The sequence below is a fragment of the Acinetobacter sp. 1566109 genome, assembly GCF_000582255.1.
Taxonomy (GTDB): Bacteria; Pseudomonadota; Gammaproteobacteria; order Pseudomonadales; family Moraxellaceae; genus Acinetobacter; species Acinetobacter nosocomialis.
This window is the reverse complement of the sequence record NZ_JEYB01000011.1, coordinates 26874-42966: the sequence shown is the minus strand read 5'-3', so window position 1 is coordinate 42966 and position 16093 is coordinate 26874. Positions and strand designations below refer to the sequence as shown.

15 protein-coding genes are annotated in these 16093 nt (G+C 38.2%); 4 read left to right on the top strand and 11 right to left on the bottom strand.

All coding sequences use genetic code 11. The features are described 5' to 3' along the window. Window positions 1-26: 26 nt before the first annotated feature. The 5 genes from J582_RS11005 to J582_RS10985 all read right to left on the bottom strand — a co-directional run bounded on the left by J582_RS11005 (window position 27) and on the right by J582_RS10985 (window position 6014). On the bottom strand, window positions 27-752 hold the full coding sequence (locus J582_RS11005; protein ID WP_032047863.1) for a DUF6160 family protein: 726 nt from the start codon (window positions 750-752) through the stop codon (window positions 27-29). 15 nt (window positions 753-767) lie between these two features. Further along, window positions 768-2900, bottom strand: coding sequence for a hypothetical protein (locus J582_RS11000; protein WP_032047862.1), 2133 nt, complete (start codon window positions 2898-2900; stop codon window positions 768-770). Window positions 2901-3125: 225 nt separating this feature from the next. Continuing rightward, window positions 3126-4427: a hypothetical protein gene (locus tag J582_RS10995; protein WP_022575893.1), complete on the bottom strand. Its 1302-nt coding sequence runs from the start codon at window positions 4425-4427 to the stop codon at window positions 3126-3128. Window positions 4428-4737: 310 nt separating this feature from the next. Continuing rightward, entirely contained in the window at window positions 4738-5307 is a 570-nt protein-coding gene (dcd, locus tag J582_RS10990; protein WP_002120290.1) for a dCTP deaminase, read from the bottom strand. A 113-nt stretch (window positions 5308-5420) separates the two neighbouring features. Next, on the bottom strand, window positions 5421-6014 hold the full coding sequence (locus tag J582_RS10985; RefSeq protein ID WP_022575894.1) for a LysE family translocator: 594 nt from the start codon (window positions 6012-6014) through the stop codon (window positions 5421-5423). A gap of 355 nt (window positions 6015-6369) precedes the next feature. Between J582_RS10985 and J582_RS10980 the strand changes: the two genes are divergently transcribed. Further along, window positions 6370-6936 (top strand): DUF2062 domain-containing protein, encoded by a 567-nt coding sequence (locus tag J582_RS10980; protein ID WP_001979937.1) that lies wholly within the window; start codon window positions 6370-6372, stop codon window positions 6934-6936. Window positions 6937-6966: 30 nt separating this feature from the next. On the opposite strand, the gene J582_RS10975 is transcribed toward J582_RS10980, so the two are convergent. From J582_RS10975 to J582_RS0104585, 3 genes are all read right to left on the bottom strand, one after another. After that, window positions 6967-7839, bottom strand: a complete 873-nt coding sequence (locus J582_RS10975; RefSeq protein ID WP_032047861.1) for a 5'-methylthioadenosine/S-adenosylhomocysteine nucleosidase — start codon at window positions 7837-7839, stop codon at window positions 6967-6969. Between the two features lie 142 nt (window positions 7840-7981). Further along, window positions 7982-9211 (bottom strand): iron-sulfur cluster carrier protein ApbC, encoded by a 1230-nt coding sequence (gene apbC, locus J582_RS10970; protein WP_004888584.1) that lies wholly within the window; start codon window positions 9209-9211, stop codon window positions 7982-7984. A 146-nt stretch (window positions 9212-9357) separates the two neighbouring features. Next, entirely contained in the window at window positions 9358-9978 is a 621-nt protein-coding gene (locus J582_RS0104585; RefSeq protein WP_227556609.1) for a hypothetical protein, read from the bottom strand. Between the two features lie 286 nt (window positions 9979-10264). Here J582_RS0104585 and metG point away from each other — a divergent pair, with 286 nt between their 5' ends. Then, complete coding sequence (metG, locus tag J582_RS10965; protein ID WP_032047859.1) at window positions 10265-12331, top strand: methionine--tRNA ligase; 2067 nt, start codon at window positions 10265-10267, stop codon at window positions 12329-12331. An 82-nt stretch (window positions 12332-12413) separates the two neighbouring features. On the opposite strand, the gene J582_RS10960 is transcribed toward metG, so the two are convergent. The 3 genes from J582_RS10960 to J582_RS10955 form a co-directional block, all read right to left on the bottom strand. Beyond that, window positions 12414-12749: a hypothetical protein gene (locus tag J582_RS10960; protein ID WP_016804218.1), complete on the bottom strand. Its 336-nt coding sequence runs from the start codon at window positions 12747-12749 to the stop codon at window positions 12414-12416. Then, a complete protein-coding gene (locus tag J582_RS27075) occupies window positions 12730-12918 on the bottom strand; it encodes an NF038215 family lipoprotein (protein ID WP_022575896.1) in 189 nt (62 codons plus the stop codon). Before J582_RS27075 ends, J582_RS10960 begins: the two co-directional genes overlap by 20 nt. Before the next feature lie 162 nt (window positions 12919-13080). After that, on the bottom strand, window positions 13081-13704 hold the full coding sequence (locus tag J582_RS10955; RefSeq protein WP_002050276.1) for a LysE family translocator: 624 nt from the start codon (window positions 13702-13704) through the stop codon (window positions 13081-13083). 177 nt (window positions 13705-13881) lie between these two features. Between J582_RS10955 and J582_RS10950 the strand changes: the two genes are divergently transcribed. Both J582_RS10950 and J582_RS10945 read left to right on the top strand, forming a co-directional pair. Further along, window positions 13882-14451, top strand: a complete 570-nt coding sequence (locus J582_RS10950; RefSeq protein ID WP_022575897.1) for a TetR/AcrR family transcriptional regulator — start codon at window positions 13882-13884, stop codon at window positions 14449-14451. Then, a complete protein-coding gene (locus tag J582_RS10945) occupies window positions 14448-16091 on the top strand; it encodes an MFS transporter (RefSeq protein ID WP_032047858.1) in 1644 nt (547 codons plus the stop codon). The genes J582_RS10950 and J582_RS10945 overlap by 4 nt, the downstream gene beginning before the upstream one ends. Window positions 16092-16093 lie beyond the last annotated feature (2 nt).

The following is a 16093-nucleotide window of genomic DNA, read 5'->3' as shown; positions in this document are numbered from 1 at the left end:
AGTTCCTTTGAAATCTACATTAACCGTTAACAACGGGGATGGCTACCATCACAGCTAAACACCATGACTTTTCCTTGAATAGCCAAGTTGCCGTTCATCATTAAACCCATAAAACCTGTTTCACGTCCATAGTCATAGGCTGAAGGCGTTGCTGTGGCCACTTGCTGAGTCGCACTGTTTGCAGTTGCAGCATACGTTGGTTTTTTGAAATATGCATAATCATACATATTCGTACTCGAGCCTTGGGTCGTTGTTGAACTTGTAAAGTTATCTTGCTCAATGGATAACGCATTAAAACCAAAGTTACGAATTAAAATGGGTTGTGCTGCACTAAAACTAAGTTGAATAGCAGGTTTTATAATTTCGGTATTAGATTTATCAAGATACTTCAAATCAGCACCATCCAAACCCATTTTTTGAATGTTTAAAGTTCCTTGAACACCTTTAAACACTAACCAAAGCTTATTACCACTATCACTATTTTCGGCCCAACCGCTTGGCTTAGACGCATCTGCTTGCACAAAACGTTTATTAATCGCTAAACCAATGTGGCAGAACTCTACGTTTTCACAAACGCCGCCACTGCCATTATCAAATATGCTGTTACTGGTCTGGTTTAAATTGAGCATTAAAGACAAATCAGCACCAGCTTGGCCGTTAATCGCCTGTAAAGCATCGTTGTCCAAAGTTTGTAATTCTGCATGAGTCGCAGTTGCACAAAGACTAAGGAGTAAAGCAGTTATTTTTTTCATCGCATTATCCTCCTCTTATAGACCTTTTGTGGTGAGTTTTAAATGCTGAATGAGCAAGCCATCCACCACAGCAGAACCTAAATTATTGAGAGGAGTAATGTTATTTAATGCAGGTGCCTGATTGGCAGTTGGAATTACATAGCCAGTGGTACCATTACTGCTTCCAATAAAATCGTTGACGATTGCATTTCTTGATGTGAGCCATGGAATAGCAGAATTACTCCAGTCACGGTTTGAAACCGTTCCATACATTGGAGTTGAACCAGATGTACTTGTACATCCTAGCACACCAGAACAAGTTGCTGCATCAGCAGGTTTTGCTGTTGGGTTTGTAATCACCCAAGTACCTGTACCTTGGTTATATTCCCACTGATATAAATAACCAGCTGTTTTATAACCGCAGTTTGAATTAAACAAACCACAACTATAAGTTTGATTCCATATTTGAGTATTCTGTTGTCTTTGTTTGTAGCGGACTTCTGTCATGGTTGCAGATGTTGTTCCAGACACTGAGTTGGTCAATGACACTAGGCTACCAGCAGAGGTTCCAGAAACTTGTGTACCAGCTGAAATTAAGCGGCCAAAGGAGACTCCAATTGCACCTTCACTCGTATCTGCTAACAGAGTTTTTCCATTATCAGGACTGTAAACTGTCCCGATTGCGATACTGCTGTGTGTTGGATTAGCACAAGAATAAACGTTACAAGTGGCACCTTTATATGTGGTGTCAGCTCCAGTGTAATCGGTATAAATCTGCTTATATATTTCTGGCTTATTGGCAATTCGCGCAATTTCTATACTAAAGTTTTTGCCATCAGAACCCAAAATAAGGGGTTGATATAAATTACCTAGTACTAAGTTAATATTTGGATTGTATAGATATAAACCTTCAGTATCAGCAAACTTCGGTGCGATAGCACCAGTTGCATCTAATGCTGGTGTATATAGATTATTGGATGCATTTGGTGAATCTGAAGTTTCACGAGTACTCAATCGTAAAACTTTACTAGTATCATTAAAATCACTTCGTGTCTTACTTGATGTTTTTGTGTCTGTTCTTGTGCGATTTTCTACGTAATAGCGACATCCACGTAGTGTACTAAAACTTCCTGTACCACTATTACCACAGTCGCCACTACTGCTTGTACTTAAGGTTGAATTTGCACCAGCATGTACTGTTTGCCAACCATTATTCGCACTCGTTGCATAGGTTTGGGTTTGGCTCGTAACATTTTCAGTCACAATACTCGTATTTTTACTATCGCCCGTATTTAAGCGCACTAAACCAGACATTCCCAAAGTATTGTTATAAAAAGGACTCATACCACCAGCAGAGGTTGCTCCTCCTAGCGTTTGGAACATGCTAATCTGGCTGCCATTGAGACTAAAACCATTTAGAATACCTTGTAAACGTAAACGGTTCGCACGACTTGTATCAATACTGGTACCAATTAATCCATTACTATCACCATATTGAAATTGTGCTAAAGAACCATTTGTCGTTGCTACAATATTAGGGTTCCGTACAAATGCATCTGCCCATAAACCTAATTTTAAATTATATGCGTCTGCTCCGGCTGCACCATCAATTGTGGGTTGGTATAAAGGAGCTTCTAAAGATAAATATGTAACAGGATAAACACCACTATCGGTAGTACTAAAGTTAGGAACATTGTTCGCAGTTTTTACTTTAAATACCCAAGGGTTCGCACCTGTTCCCCAGCTTGAAATCGCTGCTGCTGTTGCAGTATTGGCAATACGTGAGTTGGCATCACCATCTGACTTAGAAAGTGCTAAACCATAAAGAAAGATATCCGCTTTCCCGACTGCTTTATCTTCGGGTCCAACAGTACCATTGCCACTTGTGTCTGCAGCGGCCACACTCAAAGGCCCAACAGGTACATAGTTAATGTAACCTGTATCTTTACTACGATCAGTAATTATTTGATTTACAGATTCATTTGGACCAGCACCACGAAATACCATGAATGCATTTTGAGGTAATATTGCAATACCCTCTCCCGTAGTTTCACTTAAACCGGCATCAGAAAGCTCTTCAAGAGCAAAACTCGATTGACTTAAACAGAGGCCAATTAAGCTTGCTAAAACGGTTTTTTGAAAACTGACCGTATAATTAAGTGTAGTCATCGTGACCTTCCTGTTTTATACGATGCCGCGCACCATATTTCTTTTTCTTTAACAGTCCTTGAAGTGTGATGAAATTATTTCCTTTTCCATCTCACAAGGGGCAAACTTCAAAATTGCCAACCTTTCCACATTTCCATTATGCTGAATATTTATTCAAATGCAAAATTAAATCAGCAAAAATGCATTTTTCCGATGAATGAAAAATGGTTAAAACACACAAATTAATCAGCAGAATTTTAAAGAACCATAACAGTTAGCAGAAAAACTCTGTTTTTGTAAAACAACATTGGTTAGGGTCATGGAAGCAGGTGTTTTACCAGTTAAGTCAACCGTCCCCACAGGAAGATTTCCTGCAATTAAACAACTACTTGCTAATAAACCACAATCTACAGGATTTTTATCTAAATACTTGCTTACCTGTCCTAAAGCATCAACAATTGTAGAAAGTGCAATATCAACACTACCAGCAGGAGTGATTTGACCAATATCAATCGGATTTGTAAGCTCTAGCCACCATCCAGTTTGTGCAGTAGAGGCAGCTTCTGGCCATAGAATATTCACGCCCTGTACAGATAAATAACCAGCAGATCCATTTAATTGCGCAGCATGGAAATAGCCCAGACTTTGTTTAATTGCTACATTTACATCTAAATTATTTACTGTCCCGGTTACATTACCTGAAATGGGAATAGGAAGTCCTAGTACAGTGGCCGTTGCATCTAAAGTTCCAGTAATAGCTAAACCACCAACTGTTGCTTTTGCATTTAAATTGGCCGTATTTATACGTTTACCCGTAATAACCTGCTGTCCCATAGACAGTGTTCCACTGCCTGCTCCCAAATTCAGATTATACCCAGTAGATGTAAATGGAACTGTATATAGTTTACCTATAACTGTTGCCTGACCAGTAATTGCCGTGTTTGTCTCATCTTGAGTAATACCATAGTATGGGTTGGTGGTTACCGTGCCTCCCGTTGGTTTAGTTACCATATATCCACTCAAAGAGTTAATACCACTCGCAGCATCCCCATTTTGTAAACCAAAAGTAAGTAGTCCAGAAAGAGATTTAGCACTTAATCGGAAACCTTGTATTTCACGTGTAGATGCAGAATTTGGGTTTTTAACCGCGAACTCTAAAAATGGATTGGTAATAACGGCGGAGGACGCAGCTCGTTCCGCACTAGTACTATCAACAGTGCCCCCACTTAGGCTCAAATAATCGATATCAATATCACAAGCCCCTGCTCCATTAACGCCACCACAACCTAATTGTAATTTTTTAATATTAGCATTCAGTTCTAACTGGGCATCTAGGGCAAGTCGATAAAAACCCATGTTTCCGTTAGTGCTGGAGTTACTTGCAGCATCGGTAGGTGCGATATAAGACATACTCATCAAGGCTTGGCCACGAGTAGCTGACAACTCAGCATCTGACATTGGAACTAAGGTAGAACCAGCATAAGCTGAAGAAAAGCATAAACTTCCAAGTGCTAAAATAGCTAAATGAAGAGACTTAAACTGTCGCATGACCGACCTCCGTATCCTTGGGGGCATAATCTAATTTAATTTCTTTTTATTTGGCTTTCCTTTCTTTAATCTAATCTTAAATTGAATAAACAAAGAAATGCCTATAGCTGATTTTTATGATTTAAGTCCATTTAAATTGTGTGATACAACTCAAAGAAACAAATCAATTATTGATCATTTTATATCATTTTTTACAAAAGAAAACGTTCATTTATAAATATTCCGATGAATGCCACTTTCTTTATTTTTCAACAAAAATGGGCCACTTCAAGTGACCCATTTTTTAGAATTTAATCTACGTTAGAATAACTTAGGTTTTAGGAAGTGTAACACCAGTTTGTCCTTGGTATTTACCACCACGGTCTTTATAAGATGTTTCACAAACTTCATCGCTTTCAAAGAACAACATTTGTGCAACACCTTCACCCGCATAAATACGTGCAGGTAAGTTCGTCGTATTTGAAAACTCTAAAGTAACGTGACCTTCCCACTCTGGTTCCAAAGGCGTCACATTTACAATAATTCCGCAACGTGCATAAGTTGATTTACCCAAGCATACAGTTAAAACATTACGTGGAATGCGGAAATATTCAATTGTGCGCGCCAAGGCAAATGAGTTTGGCGGAATAATACAAACGTCAGACTCAATATCGATAAAACTTTTATCATCAAAATTTTTCGGATCAACAATTGCAGAATGTACGTTGGTGAAAACTTTAAATTCACGTGCACAGCGTACGTCATAACCATAGCTAGAGACCCCGTACGAAATCAATTTTTCGCCATTCTTATCAAAACGGACTTGATTCTCTGCATAAGGTTCAATCATGCCGTGTTTTTCGCTCATTTCGCGAATCCAACGATCAGACTTAATAGCCATGTATTTTCTATCCAAAAGGTAATTTCATTGATTGCGACGTACTTTAACGTAAAAAAGCAATTATGAAAACAATGGTGGCTACTCTTCGTGACAAGAAGAGCCCAGCAAGACTTTTAAAGGTTTAATAAAGCAGAATAGCTAATCGGAATTGAGAAGCTGACCAAAACCAGCGAAGCTGTTTTTTGTAAATTCGTCTGATTTAACCAACTTACTTTATTAGCTGCCAAGATTGATCCTAAAAAAATCCAAAATAAAGCAATCGGTGTAATTAAAGCCAAATAAGCCAGCATATGAATGAGATAAATATGAAAATCAGTCCATGCTGTAACAGGAAAAATTGCAGAAGCAAAAAGTAATGCTTTAGGGTTCAATAGAGTTGCACAAAACAATTCACGTGGTCGAATAGTTGGCTGATCTAACTCAAATTGTTGATTTGCTGTGTGCCATAACTTAATCGCTAAAAAAATAATGTAACAAGCACTTAGCAATTTAAGCATAGGAGGTAAGAAAGGAAGTGTTGCAGAAACTTTCCCGATTAACATGCCCCAAGCGGAAATCGAAATAATATATCCAAGAACTTCTGCTGGAATTAACTTAGCAGACTTCCTAAAACCAACTTGTACACCAGATGATGCCAGTAAAGTATTGGTTGGGCCTGGGGTAAGTAAAATTGTGGCAACTAAGCCAATAAAAAGCCATGAAATCATTTAATGACCTCACAATGTAGTCATCTCAGATTAATAGATATCTTTTATGAAGGCAAAATCTAATTGTAAGACGATTTTTTAAAACACTAACACGGTAAAAGTAAATATTATTATTAAACAAATAGATACAAAAAATTAAAGAAGCTTAAGCTAAAAAACTTTAGAGTCAGTTGTCGAGCTTTGCGTGCCAAATTGTATTAAGTAATATAAGTATTTTTATTTTAAATCTATTTTTAAGTTGAAAAGATCTATAATGAATTATTACAGCAGTAAGTTTAATTTTTAAGCTTTTAATAAGTTTCAATTAATATATTGTTTTTTTGTGTTTATATGAGTCACCAGGCTCTACTATTCTATGATTATGGCAAAGCAATTTTTTCAGTCTTGGCTTCCTTCTCCAGAGAAAGTTTCAAATATGAAATTTTTAAGGATTTTTGGGCAAAAAACCCTTAATCCAGTGCTTTGGTATGTCAACCGTAAATCGATTACAAGAGCGGTTTTTGTAGGAACATTTTTTGGTTTACTGCCTATTCCATTTCATAGCGTTTTTATTGTGATGGCCGTATTGCTGTTTGAGGTGAATTTACCCATCAGCCTAATGCTTGCTTGGCTTAGTAACCCTCTCACATTAGTTCCTATTTTATATGTTGGATTCTGGTTTGGTTCACATATTTATCATGTACATATGATCAATAAAAAGATGCTCCTAGGCGTACTTCATCAGATTTCTAGATGGATTACTCATTTTGGTCATGGTCATATAGATTTCAGCCTCGCTAAAATTTTAATGACCGGGCTTATAGTTGAAGCTTTTGTCTTTGCAATCATACTGTACATAGTGACTGAAGTTTTCTGGCGTTGGATGGTCATCCGAAATTGGAAAAGTAGACCTGGTCATAAAAGACAAGAAGATGCCCTATAAGAACCCATCTTCTTGCCTATAGTTAAATTATTATTTTGGTAGTTTAGATTTCATATATTCTTCTGCTACATTAAGCACATAGTCTTGGCAAGCCTCTCCTGTACCAGGATCATACGCTCCATTATTAGTAATATTATTAGATAAAATCCGAATTCCTAAGAAAGGAACATTAAACTGACTTGCGATTTGTGCAACAGATGCTGCTTCCATTTCCTCAACAGAAGTACCATAACGCTGATGGAAAAATTGAATTCGGTCAAGCTCATTATTCCACACATCTGCCGAGCCAATCGTTCCTTCGACTACCTCACCTTTATCATAACGGACTTTATGCGCCGCCATTAATAGCTCTTGATCACCTTCAAATTTGCGTATTGCGATCGGTTCTGGGTCAGATTCATCTGTTGGCAAAACATCAAAGGCCTCAACCCATGTAAGTGAGTTTGAACCGCCACCTAATGGCTGTTTAGGCGTTCTAAACGCACCAATATTGGTTGCATATTTTCCTAAAACAATGTCATAAACGTGTAGATCTGGGTCATGACCACCTGCCGTCCCCTGATTAATAATTGCAATCGGCTTATAGCGCTCAATGGCCAAAGCTGTTGCAGCAGCAGAGTTACTCATGCCCATGCGTGTTTTAGAAATCACCATTGGGTAACCATTGTAAGTTCCTTTCCAGAATGTCCACCCACCTACTGTTTCAACAGTCACATTCTGTAATTTAGAAGCCATCTGTTTTGACTCTACAGGCAAGGCGCCTTGAATAATAATCGGCTGTAATTTCTGTTTTTGCTCTTCAACTGGCGTTGTTTGGGACACTGTTGAAAGATCGTCGTTGCATCCAACCAAAAATAAAGCGCTACATAAACTGATAACGCCAAAAGTATATTTAAATTGCATTTCTCACCTATTTCTTTTTAAAAGCGTAAAGTAGCAATCTATATGCCAATTTCAAGTTCAGCTTTGTTATTTAGATTCAGTAATTTAATTTTTTCTTTTAACCAACCAATAAAAAACCCAGCTTAAAGCTGGGTCAGTTGAATCAAAAGATTCGTTTATCATCACGCGTGCGTTGAGGAATTTTTTCAATTTGTTGCCACACAGCTTTAGCAATATCAATGTAGCTATCAGCTGCGTCATCCATTGCTATAACACTTGGTTTACCCTCATCAGCGTGTTCACGTATTTGAGCATTTAAAGGCAAACGACCTAATAATGGAATATGGTATTGCTCGGAAAGCTTATCACCACCACCAATGCCGAAAATTTGTTCTTCATGTCCACAATTCGAGCAAATATGAGTCGACATATTTTCAACTACACCCAATACAGGTATGCCAACTTTATTAAACAGCTCAATTCCTTTGGTCGCATCCAGTAAAGCAACATTTTGCGGTGTAGTAACAATAATTGACCCTGTAACCGGAATACGCTGTGCAAGCGTAAGTTGAATATCACCGGTACCCGGCGGCATATCAATCATGAGTACATCTAAATCTGGCCAAAGTGTTTGGTTAAACAATTGCATTAAAGCACCGGTTGCTTTTGGTCCACGCCATGCAACAGGAGTATTGTTGTCGCCTGTTAAATGTCCAATAGAAAGCACAGCCATACCATATGCCTCCAAAGGTACAAAATTTTCACTTTCAATAAGAGGTGTTTTGCCTGCATTACCCAGCATGGTTGGAATACTTGGGCCATAGATATCGGCATCTAATACCCCAACCTTAAGCCCCATTTTCTGTAAGGCAAGTGCTAAATTGACAGTAGTTGTTGACTTACCAACTCCACCTTTCCCAGATGAAACTAAAATGACGTTTTTAATCCGAGGATGAAGTGGAACATCTCTTTGTTGTGGAGCAGCTTTTTGAATCGGAGGATTGTTTGGATCTGGCTCAGATTTAGGTGAGGCATCAAGCACAGGAGGTAAGTTCGCACTTTCTTTAGGCGCTTTAGATGAGCAGCCTTGGCCTGAACTTTCTTGAGCAGGACGTTTTTGTTGAACTACATGTAAGTTAAGTTCTTCAATACCACACTTTTGCAAAGCTCCAGCCAAATCATCATGAATTTGTTGCAAATACTCTTTTTCATCTGGAAAGGTATTAATGGTGAGTTGTAAAACTCGGCCTTGTACCTGAAGCTGACTAATGCGCTCTTTTAAGGCATCTTTTGAATGAGGTAGTAAATAGTTTTGGAGTACGGTTTGGATTTCATCTTCTTTCACTTCTTGTGCGGGTGAAAAAACAGACTTTAATGAAGAAAGCCAAGACATATTGTTTACTCCAAAAACAGATCATTACAGCTTGTTGGAGCTAGTGTAACAGTATTGATCCGCACTCGCTCAACTCGAAATGAATAATTGCTAATTTTAAAGCCTCATCATTTGAGTGAGGAGCACGAATTTTTGTTTAAATCAGCTTATTCAGCAGAATCGTGATTTTTCAATTTATTGAGTTTATCTGTTGCCGTTTTCTTCAATTCATCAAACTTTGCAGTTGCTTGAGTTTTTAACTCATCTAATTTTGATGCAGCCTCTTCCTTTAATTCTGCTGCTTTTGCTTTAGCATCATCAAGTTTATGAGCTGCTTCAGTTCGCAGGTGATCAAATTTGTCTTGCAGACTATGCTGAGCATCATCAAGTTTGCTCTTCAAATCACTGGCTTTCTCTTCCACTGCTTCTTTTGTAGCCGCCTGTTTCTCTTTTACATTATCCTTCAAATTATCTAAGGCTTTTTCACCTTGGGCTTTTGCATCTGCTGCTTTTGCCTTTAGTTCATCTACTTTATCTTCAACAGCTTCTTTACCAGCGGCCTGTTTCTCTTTTACATTTTCCTTTAAATCTTCCCAGGCTTTTTCACCTTGTGCTTTTGCATCTGCTGCTTTCGCTTTCAATTCATCTACTTTATCTTCAACAGCTTCTTTGCCAGCAGCTTGTTTCTCTTTTACATTTTCTTTTAAATCTTCCAAAGCTTTTTCACCTTGTACTTTTGCATCAGCCGCTTTTGCCTTTAATTCATCTAATTTATTTTCAGTAGTCATCGTTGTTATCCTCATCGTTAATTAAAAAAATTACCTGAATAAGTTATTAGTTATACATCGTTATGGCTTGTTTTCTGACCGTAACTGCAATTTGAAACAAAGACAATACAGGAAGATTCAAATATTTTTTGATTTGTTTATCTGTTCTAAAGAGAAATCCTTTCTGGCTTTATGCCCATTTCTGTAGCTACCTCTTATGTTTAGACAAAGATTATTAATCTTTGCTTATCTCCCTGCATCAGTTAAAATCTTCCACCTTATAAATACGAATGAGAGAATGAGATCCGTGCGTAAAATTTTAGTCACCAATGCCCTCCCTTATGCCAATGGCCCAATTCATATGGGTCATTTACTCGGTTATATCCAGGCAGACATCTGGGTTCGTGCCATGCGGGCAATGGGTCATGACGTGACTTATGTATGTGCGGATGATGCTCACGGTACAGCGATTATGCTACGTGCCGAAGCAAATGGTATTAGCCCAGAAGAGCAAATTGCGAATGTTCAAAAAGAGCACATTCGTGATTTTGACGGTTTTGGCGTTCATTTCGATCATTATGATTCAACTCATAGTGATGCAAACAAAGCTCGTTCAACAGATATCTATATTAAAAACCGTGAAGCTGGAAATATTGCAGTTCGCCCTGTAACTCAATTATTTGATCCAGAAAAAGGTATGTTCTTGTCTGACCGTTTCATTAAAGGCACATGCCCGAAATGTAAATCAGAAGATCAATACGGCGACTCATGTGAAGTGTGTGGTACAACTTATAACGCAACCGAATTACTTAACCCGCGTTCGACTTTAAGTGGTGCAACACCTGTTGAAAAATCATCAGATCACTATTTCTTTAAACTACCAAACTTCTCTGAATATTTACAGAAATGGACGCGTGATGAAGGTCGTCTACCTCTTTCAATTGCCAATAAATTAGACGAATGGTTTGAAGCGGGTTTAGCAGACTGGGACATTTCTCGTGATGCACCATATTTTGGCTTTGAAATTCCAGACGCCCCAAATAAATATTTCTATGTGTGGGTAGACGCCCCAATCGGCTATATGTCTAGTTTTGAAAACTATATTAAAACTAAACGTCCAGACTTAAACTTTGATGATTTCTGGAAAAAAGATAGTCAAAATGAGGTTTACCATTTTATTGGTAAAGATATTGTTTACTTCCATGCTTTATTCTGGCCTGCAATGCTTGAAGGTGCGAACTATCGCACTCCAACTGGATTGTTCGTAAATGGTTTCTTGACTGTAAATGGACAAAAAATGTCTAAGTCTCGCGGTACTTTCATTAAGGCCGAGACGTATTTACAGCATTTAAACCCAGAGTATTTACGTTACTACTTCGCTTCTAAACTTTCAGATAAAGTTGAAGACTCTGACTTGAACCTTGATGACTTTGTTCAGAAAGTAAATTCAGATCTAGTTGGTAAAGTCGTCAATATTGCAAGTCGCTGTGCAAAGTTCATTAATAGTAGCTTTAACAATACGCTATCAAGTACATGTGCTGAATCTGAGTTAGTACAAAGCTTTATTGATGCCGGTGATTCAATTGCTAAAGCATATGAAGCACGTGAATTCTCTACAGCCATTCGTGAAATTATGGCGCTTGCTGACCGCGCAAACCAATATATTGATGAGAAAAAGCCTTGGGCTCTTGCTAAACAAGAAGGTCAAGAACAACAAGTTCTTGATGTCTGCTCTGTTGGTATCAACTTATTCCGTCAACTCGCAGTGTACTTGGCGCCAGTTCTTCCAACCTTGGCGAAGCAAGTTCAAGATTTCTTAAAACTTGAAAGCTTCGATTTCGAATCACGCAAACAAATTCTTGTAAGCCATGAAATTGCGCAGTTCCAGCCTCTTATGCAGCGTGTTGATCCAAAAGCTGTTGCGGCTATGGTTGATGCTTCTAAAGAGTCTTTAGGTGCTCCTGCTCCACAAGCAACTAAAGCAACAGCAAAAAAAGAGAAATCTGCCGAGAAAAAAGCAACCCCTACTCCAGCAGTGGGTGAAGCTGAAATTATCGGTATTGAAGATTTCTTAAAAGTTGACTTACGTGTTGCTCAAGTCGTTGAAGCAGGTACAGTTGAAGGTTCAGATAAATTGCTACAACTGACGTTAGACGTAGGTGAAGCTGAACCACGTAATGTATTTAGTGGTATTCGTAGCCAATATGCTCCAGAAGACCTCAAAGGCAAATTAGTCGTGATGGTTGCTAATCTCGCACCACGTAAAATGCGTTTTGGTATTTCAAATGGTATGGTACTTGCTGCTGGAAATGGTGAAGGTATTTTCATTATTTCTCCAGATAGTGGTGCAAAACCTGGCGATAAAGTGTCTTAATTTGCCTTCATAAAAAAGCTCCCTAATTTGGGGGCTTTTTTTAACTATAAATTTTCTAGAAACATCTATAAGAAGATTTAAATTATGTCCATGGCCGCCCTTCACAAGGGTTACTAAGTAAAACGTGTATATTCCCCAATTCCTCATTTGTTAAATAACCATTCTTATTTTTATCTAAATAATGAAATAGTTCTGTTTGCTTATTCTCTCCCTGAAAACGCTTATCCGTAGGCCAACGATAAGGATAGAAATCTTGTACCTGTTGAAACTCTTTTAAGCTGTACAAACCATCATGATTTACATCATATTTTTCTTGAAAAAGCTTCCAATCTAAAGATGCAGGCTCACAGGCACTTACCACATTTAAAATGCAGTAAGTGATGCAGCCTATGAGTAACTTAATAGTTAGATTGTTCATGATTGTTGGCTTGTAAATCAGAAATTTTGTAATCTTTTTCATGAACAGGCGTACCAACTATGCTCATAGTCCGCTCATTGGCTGGCTGTTGCTTGCTCATTGTTCTCATCTCACATCCTGTCGTTAAGATAAGAAAAGCTACAGAAATGCTCACTATTAATTTTTTCATAGCGTGACCCTCATTTCTTTTTGTTTTATTTATTAAGTTACCACTTTTTAAATGGTTAAGAACTAAAAAAGATATTTCAATTTGTATATATTTTACTCAAAAATAAAGCCAGTCTATAAATAGCTGGCTCTGCATTTTTTAGATATTTTAATTAAAGACTTATCATTTGAAGAAAATTAACTTTAAGCCCAATATACTCACAATACTTCCAGCTACCCGGTCAACGCCAGTTTTTGCTTTTAGGTACATTGTTCTTGGCTTCTCTGAAGATAGCAGCATTGCAACACATGAATACCACCCCGCATCGATCATAAAACAAATCACTGGCAATGCAACATAGTAATAATTTGGGATTTCTTTGGGCAATAAAGCAGTAAATACACTCGCCAATACAACAGCAATTTTCGGGTTACTTAACTGTGTAATCAGGCCATATCGATATGCCTGTTTATAGGTCATTTTTGATTTGCCATCATTTTCCATGGCAATTGGTTCTTTGGCATGTTTGATAATTTTAAAAGCAAGCCAAAGTAAATACAGTCCACCACCAATTTTTAAAATTAGATAAGCTGAAGGCACTGCCAACAAAACTGCCTGCAATCCCATGACAGCTAAAAAACCAAAAAGAGCAGCCCCCGTACCTGTACCTAAAGCAGTAAACAAACCATGTTTACGTGATTTAGAAATTGAATTTTGTGCTACATAAATAAAGCTCGGCCCAGGGCTTATTGCTCCAAGCATCAATGCCATCGCAATTGAAAAAAGAGGAATAAGGGACTCAAACATTGTATTGACCTAGCATCATGCAATTTGGCGATATTCTAGCAGCTTTTTATGACACATATAAAAATGGAAAAATATAAATGATAAAAATTGAATTTTCATGTTTTTACAATTTATCTCTTCACAACGGACAAAAATGTCCGTTAAATATATCATCTTTAAATCTCCCCAATCCATGACATGAGTAAGCGTCAAAAAATTGCAGCCCATAATCGGGATGAATTACTCACTGCAGCCGAAGAATGTTTCCGTATTCATGGCATTAATGTGCCTTTACAAGTTGTCATTGACCATGCAGGTGTAGGTAGAGCAACCTTTTACCGAAACTTTTGTGATCGTAAGGCTTTAATTAGCGCTCTTTTAGAGCGCGCGATTACACAGCTAGAGCAAAAAGCTGCTCATTTTCAACAATTCGAGGATGGATTATTTCGTTTAATTGAAGGACATATTGCACAGCTTCCCAAACTCGCAATTTTGCAAGATTTTTGGAGAGTGATTGATCGACAAGATCCAATTATGTTAAAAATTTATGAAAGGCGAAATAATGCACTTAAACCACTGATTGAAAATGCGATAGAACAAAAATTGTGTCGAGCTGATCTGACTGCTAATGACTATGCAATGGTCACTGCAATGTTAGGTTCTTCATTTCAAGGACATGAGCCAGAAGAACAGACTCGCTTAGCAAAACGAGCAATTGAATTACTATTTAATGGTATTCAAATACAAAAAATTCGAGGGATAGAATGAGTAAAACGCCTCGTTATTTAGAAACACCACCTGACTGGACACCAGAGGAACAACCGACTCTACCTGGTTCACCAGCAGCGATTGCACATTCTGTACCTAAACGTTTTATCTATTTTTTCATTGGCCTATTCGTTGCTCTTTCGGCAAGCTTAAGTAATGGCTTTATCACGGCAAATTTGCCTTTAATTCAAGGTGAGTATGGCCTAACCCCTTCCGAAGCTGCATGGCTGCCTGCTGCATATGTTATGGCAAATGTCAGTTCAAACCTGATTTTGTTTAAGGCCCGTCAACAATATGGTCTGAGAGTATTTTCAGAAATAGGTCTCGTCATTTTTATTGCGGTTCTTGTTTTACATATTTTTGTACATACCTATGAAATGGCGCTGTTCGCACGGGTTGTAGCTGGTTTAGCAGGTGCACCACTAAGCTCCTTAGGTATGTATTACACCATGCAAGCTTTTAAAAAAGCTGACATGGCAAAAGGTATATACATTGCCTTTGGTTTTCAGCAGTTAGGTGTTCCTCTCGCCTGGATTATTTCTCCATTTCTTGTTAATACAGACAGTTGGTCTGTTCTATATACCTTTGAGCTTGGTTTAGCACTTTGTTGTTTAGCCATGGTTGTTTCATTGAAACTACCACGCAGCTTACGTATTTATGTGTTTGAGAAGCAGGATTTCTTTACCTTTGCTTTACTGGCTCCTGGTTTTGCATGCTTATGTATTGTGCTTACACAAGGCCCAATTCTGTGGTGGTTTAATAGCGAATGGCTTGCTTATATATTAATTGCAGGTTTTAGCTTAGTTGTTTTAGGTTTACTTTACGAACACTACCGTGCCAATCCATTAATTATGACACGTTGGTTAGGTACTGCTTCGACACTACGTTTTATTTTTGGTGCTTTTGCGATTCGGCTTTTAATGTCAGAGCAAAGCTATGCTGCTGTTAACTTCTTAAAAGCCATGGGAATGGGGCCTGATCAGTTTGTGCCTCTTTATGTTGTGATATTTATCGGGATTTTAAGCGGAACATTATTTAGTGCACTGACTTTTTCACGCGAACGAATTATCTTCCACTTACTTTTTGCAGAGTTCTTGATTCTGGTTGCCTGTGGACTAGATTATCACTTAACCAGTGATGTTCGACCTGTGAACTTTTTTGCAAGTCAATTCTTAGTGGGTTTTGCAGGTGGTTTATTTATTGGGCCATTACTGCTTATTGGCTTTGCTCAAACTTTAGCAAAAGGTCCTTCATATGTAGTGACTTTTATTGTGCTGTTCTCTGCAACTCAAACCTTTGGTGGTCTGGTCGGGTCTTCTTTCTTCTCGACCTATCAACAACACCGCACGCAAAACTATCAAGTCGAGATTATTAAAGATTTAGAACAATCCGACCCGTTAGTTTCTCAAAGGCTCTCCACTTATCAACGTAGTGCAGCCATCACAACAAATGACCCGGCATTACAAACGGCTCAGGCCATGCGCACACTCAATCAAGTGGTCACCCGTGAAGCACAAGTGCGTGCCTACAATGATGTTATTGCGTTAAACGGTATTTTTGCTATCGCATTGCTCTTATGGGGTGGATTTAATATTGCGCGTAGTAAATATCTACAACGCAGAGGAATTAGCCGTCCTTAATG

Excerpts from the sequence above, each read along its gene's own strand:
- J582_RS10985 (WP_022575894.1), bottom strand. The coding sequence starts at position 6,014 with ATGATTTCATGGCTTTTTATTGGCTTAGTTGCCACAATTTTACTTACC.
- J582_RS11005 (WP_032047863.1), bottom strand. The coding sequence starts at position 752 with ATGAAAAAAATAACTGCTTTACTCCTTAGTCTTTGTGCAACTGCGACT.
- apbC (WP_004888584.1), bottom strand. The coding sequence starts at position 9,211 with ATGTCTTGGCTTTCTTCATTAAAGTCTGTTTTTTCACCCGCACAAGAA.
- J582_RS10950 (WP_022575897.1), top strand. The coding sequence starts at position 13,882 with ATGAGTAAGCGTCAAAAAATTGCAGCCCATAATCGGGATGAATTACTC.
- dcd (WP_002120290.1), bottom strand. The coding sequence starts at position 5,307 with ATGGCTATTAAGTCTGATCGTTGGATTCGCGAAATGAGCGAAAAACAC.
- J582_RS27075 (WP_022575896.1), bottom strand. The coding sequence starts at position 12,918 with ATGAAAAAATTAATAGTGAGCATTTCTGTAGCTTTTCTTATCTTAACG.
- J582_RS10960 (WP_016804218.1), bottom strand. The coding sequence starts at position 12,749 with ATGAACAATCTAACTATTAAGTTACTCATAGGCTGCATCACTTACTGC.
- J582_RS11000 (WP_032047862.1), bottom strand. The coding sequence starts at position 2,900 with ATGACTACACTTAATTATACGGTCAGTTTTCAAAAAACCGTTTTAGCA.
- J582_RS10955 (WP_002050276.1), bottom strand. The coding sequence starts at position 13,704 with ATGTTTGAGTCCCTTATTCCTCTTTTTTCAATTGCGATGGCATTGATG.
- J582_RS10980 (WP_001979937.1), top strand. The coding sequence starts at position 6,370 with ATGATTATGGCAAAGCAATTTTTTCAGTCTTGGCTTCCTTCTCCAGAG.
- J582_RS0104585 (WP_227556609.1), bottom strand. The coding sequence starts at position 9,978 with ATGACTACTGAAAATAAATTAGATGAATTAAAGGCAAAAGCGGCTGAT.
- J582_RS10945 (WP_032047858.1), top strand. The coding sequence starts at position 14,448 with ATGAGTAAAACGCCTCGTTATTTAGAAACACCACCTGACTGGACACCA.
- J582_RS10995 (WP_022575893.1), bottom strand. The coding sequence starts at position 4,427 with ATGCGACAGTTTAAGTCTCTTCATTTAGCTATTTTAGCACTTGGAAGT.
- J582_RS10975 (WP_032047861.1), bottom strand. The coding sequence starts at position 7,839 with ATGCAATTTAAATATACTTTTGGCGTTATCAGTTTATGTAGCGCTTTA.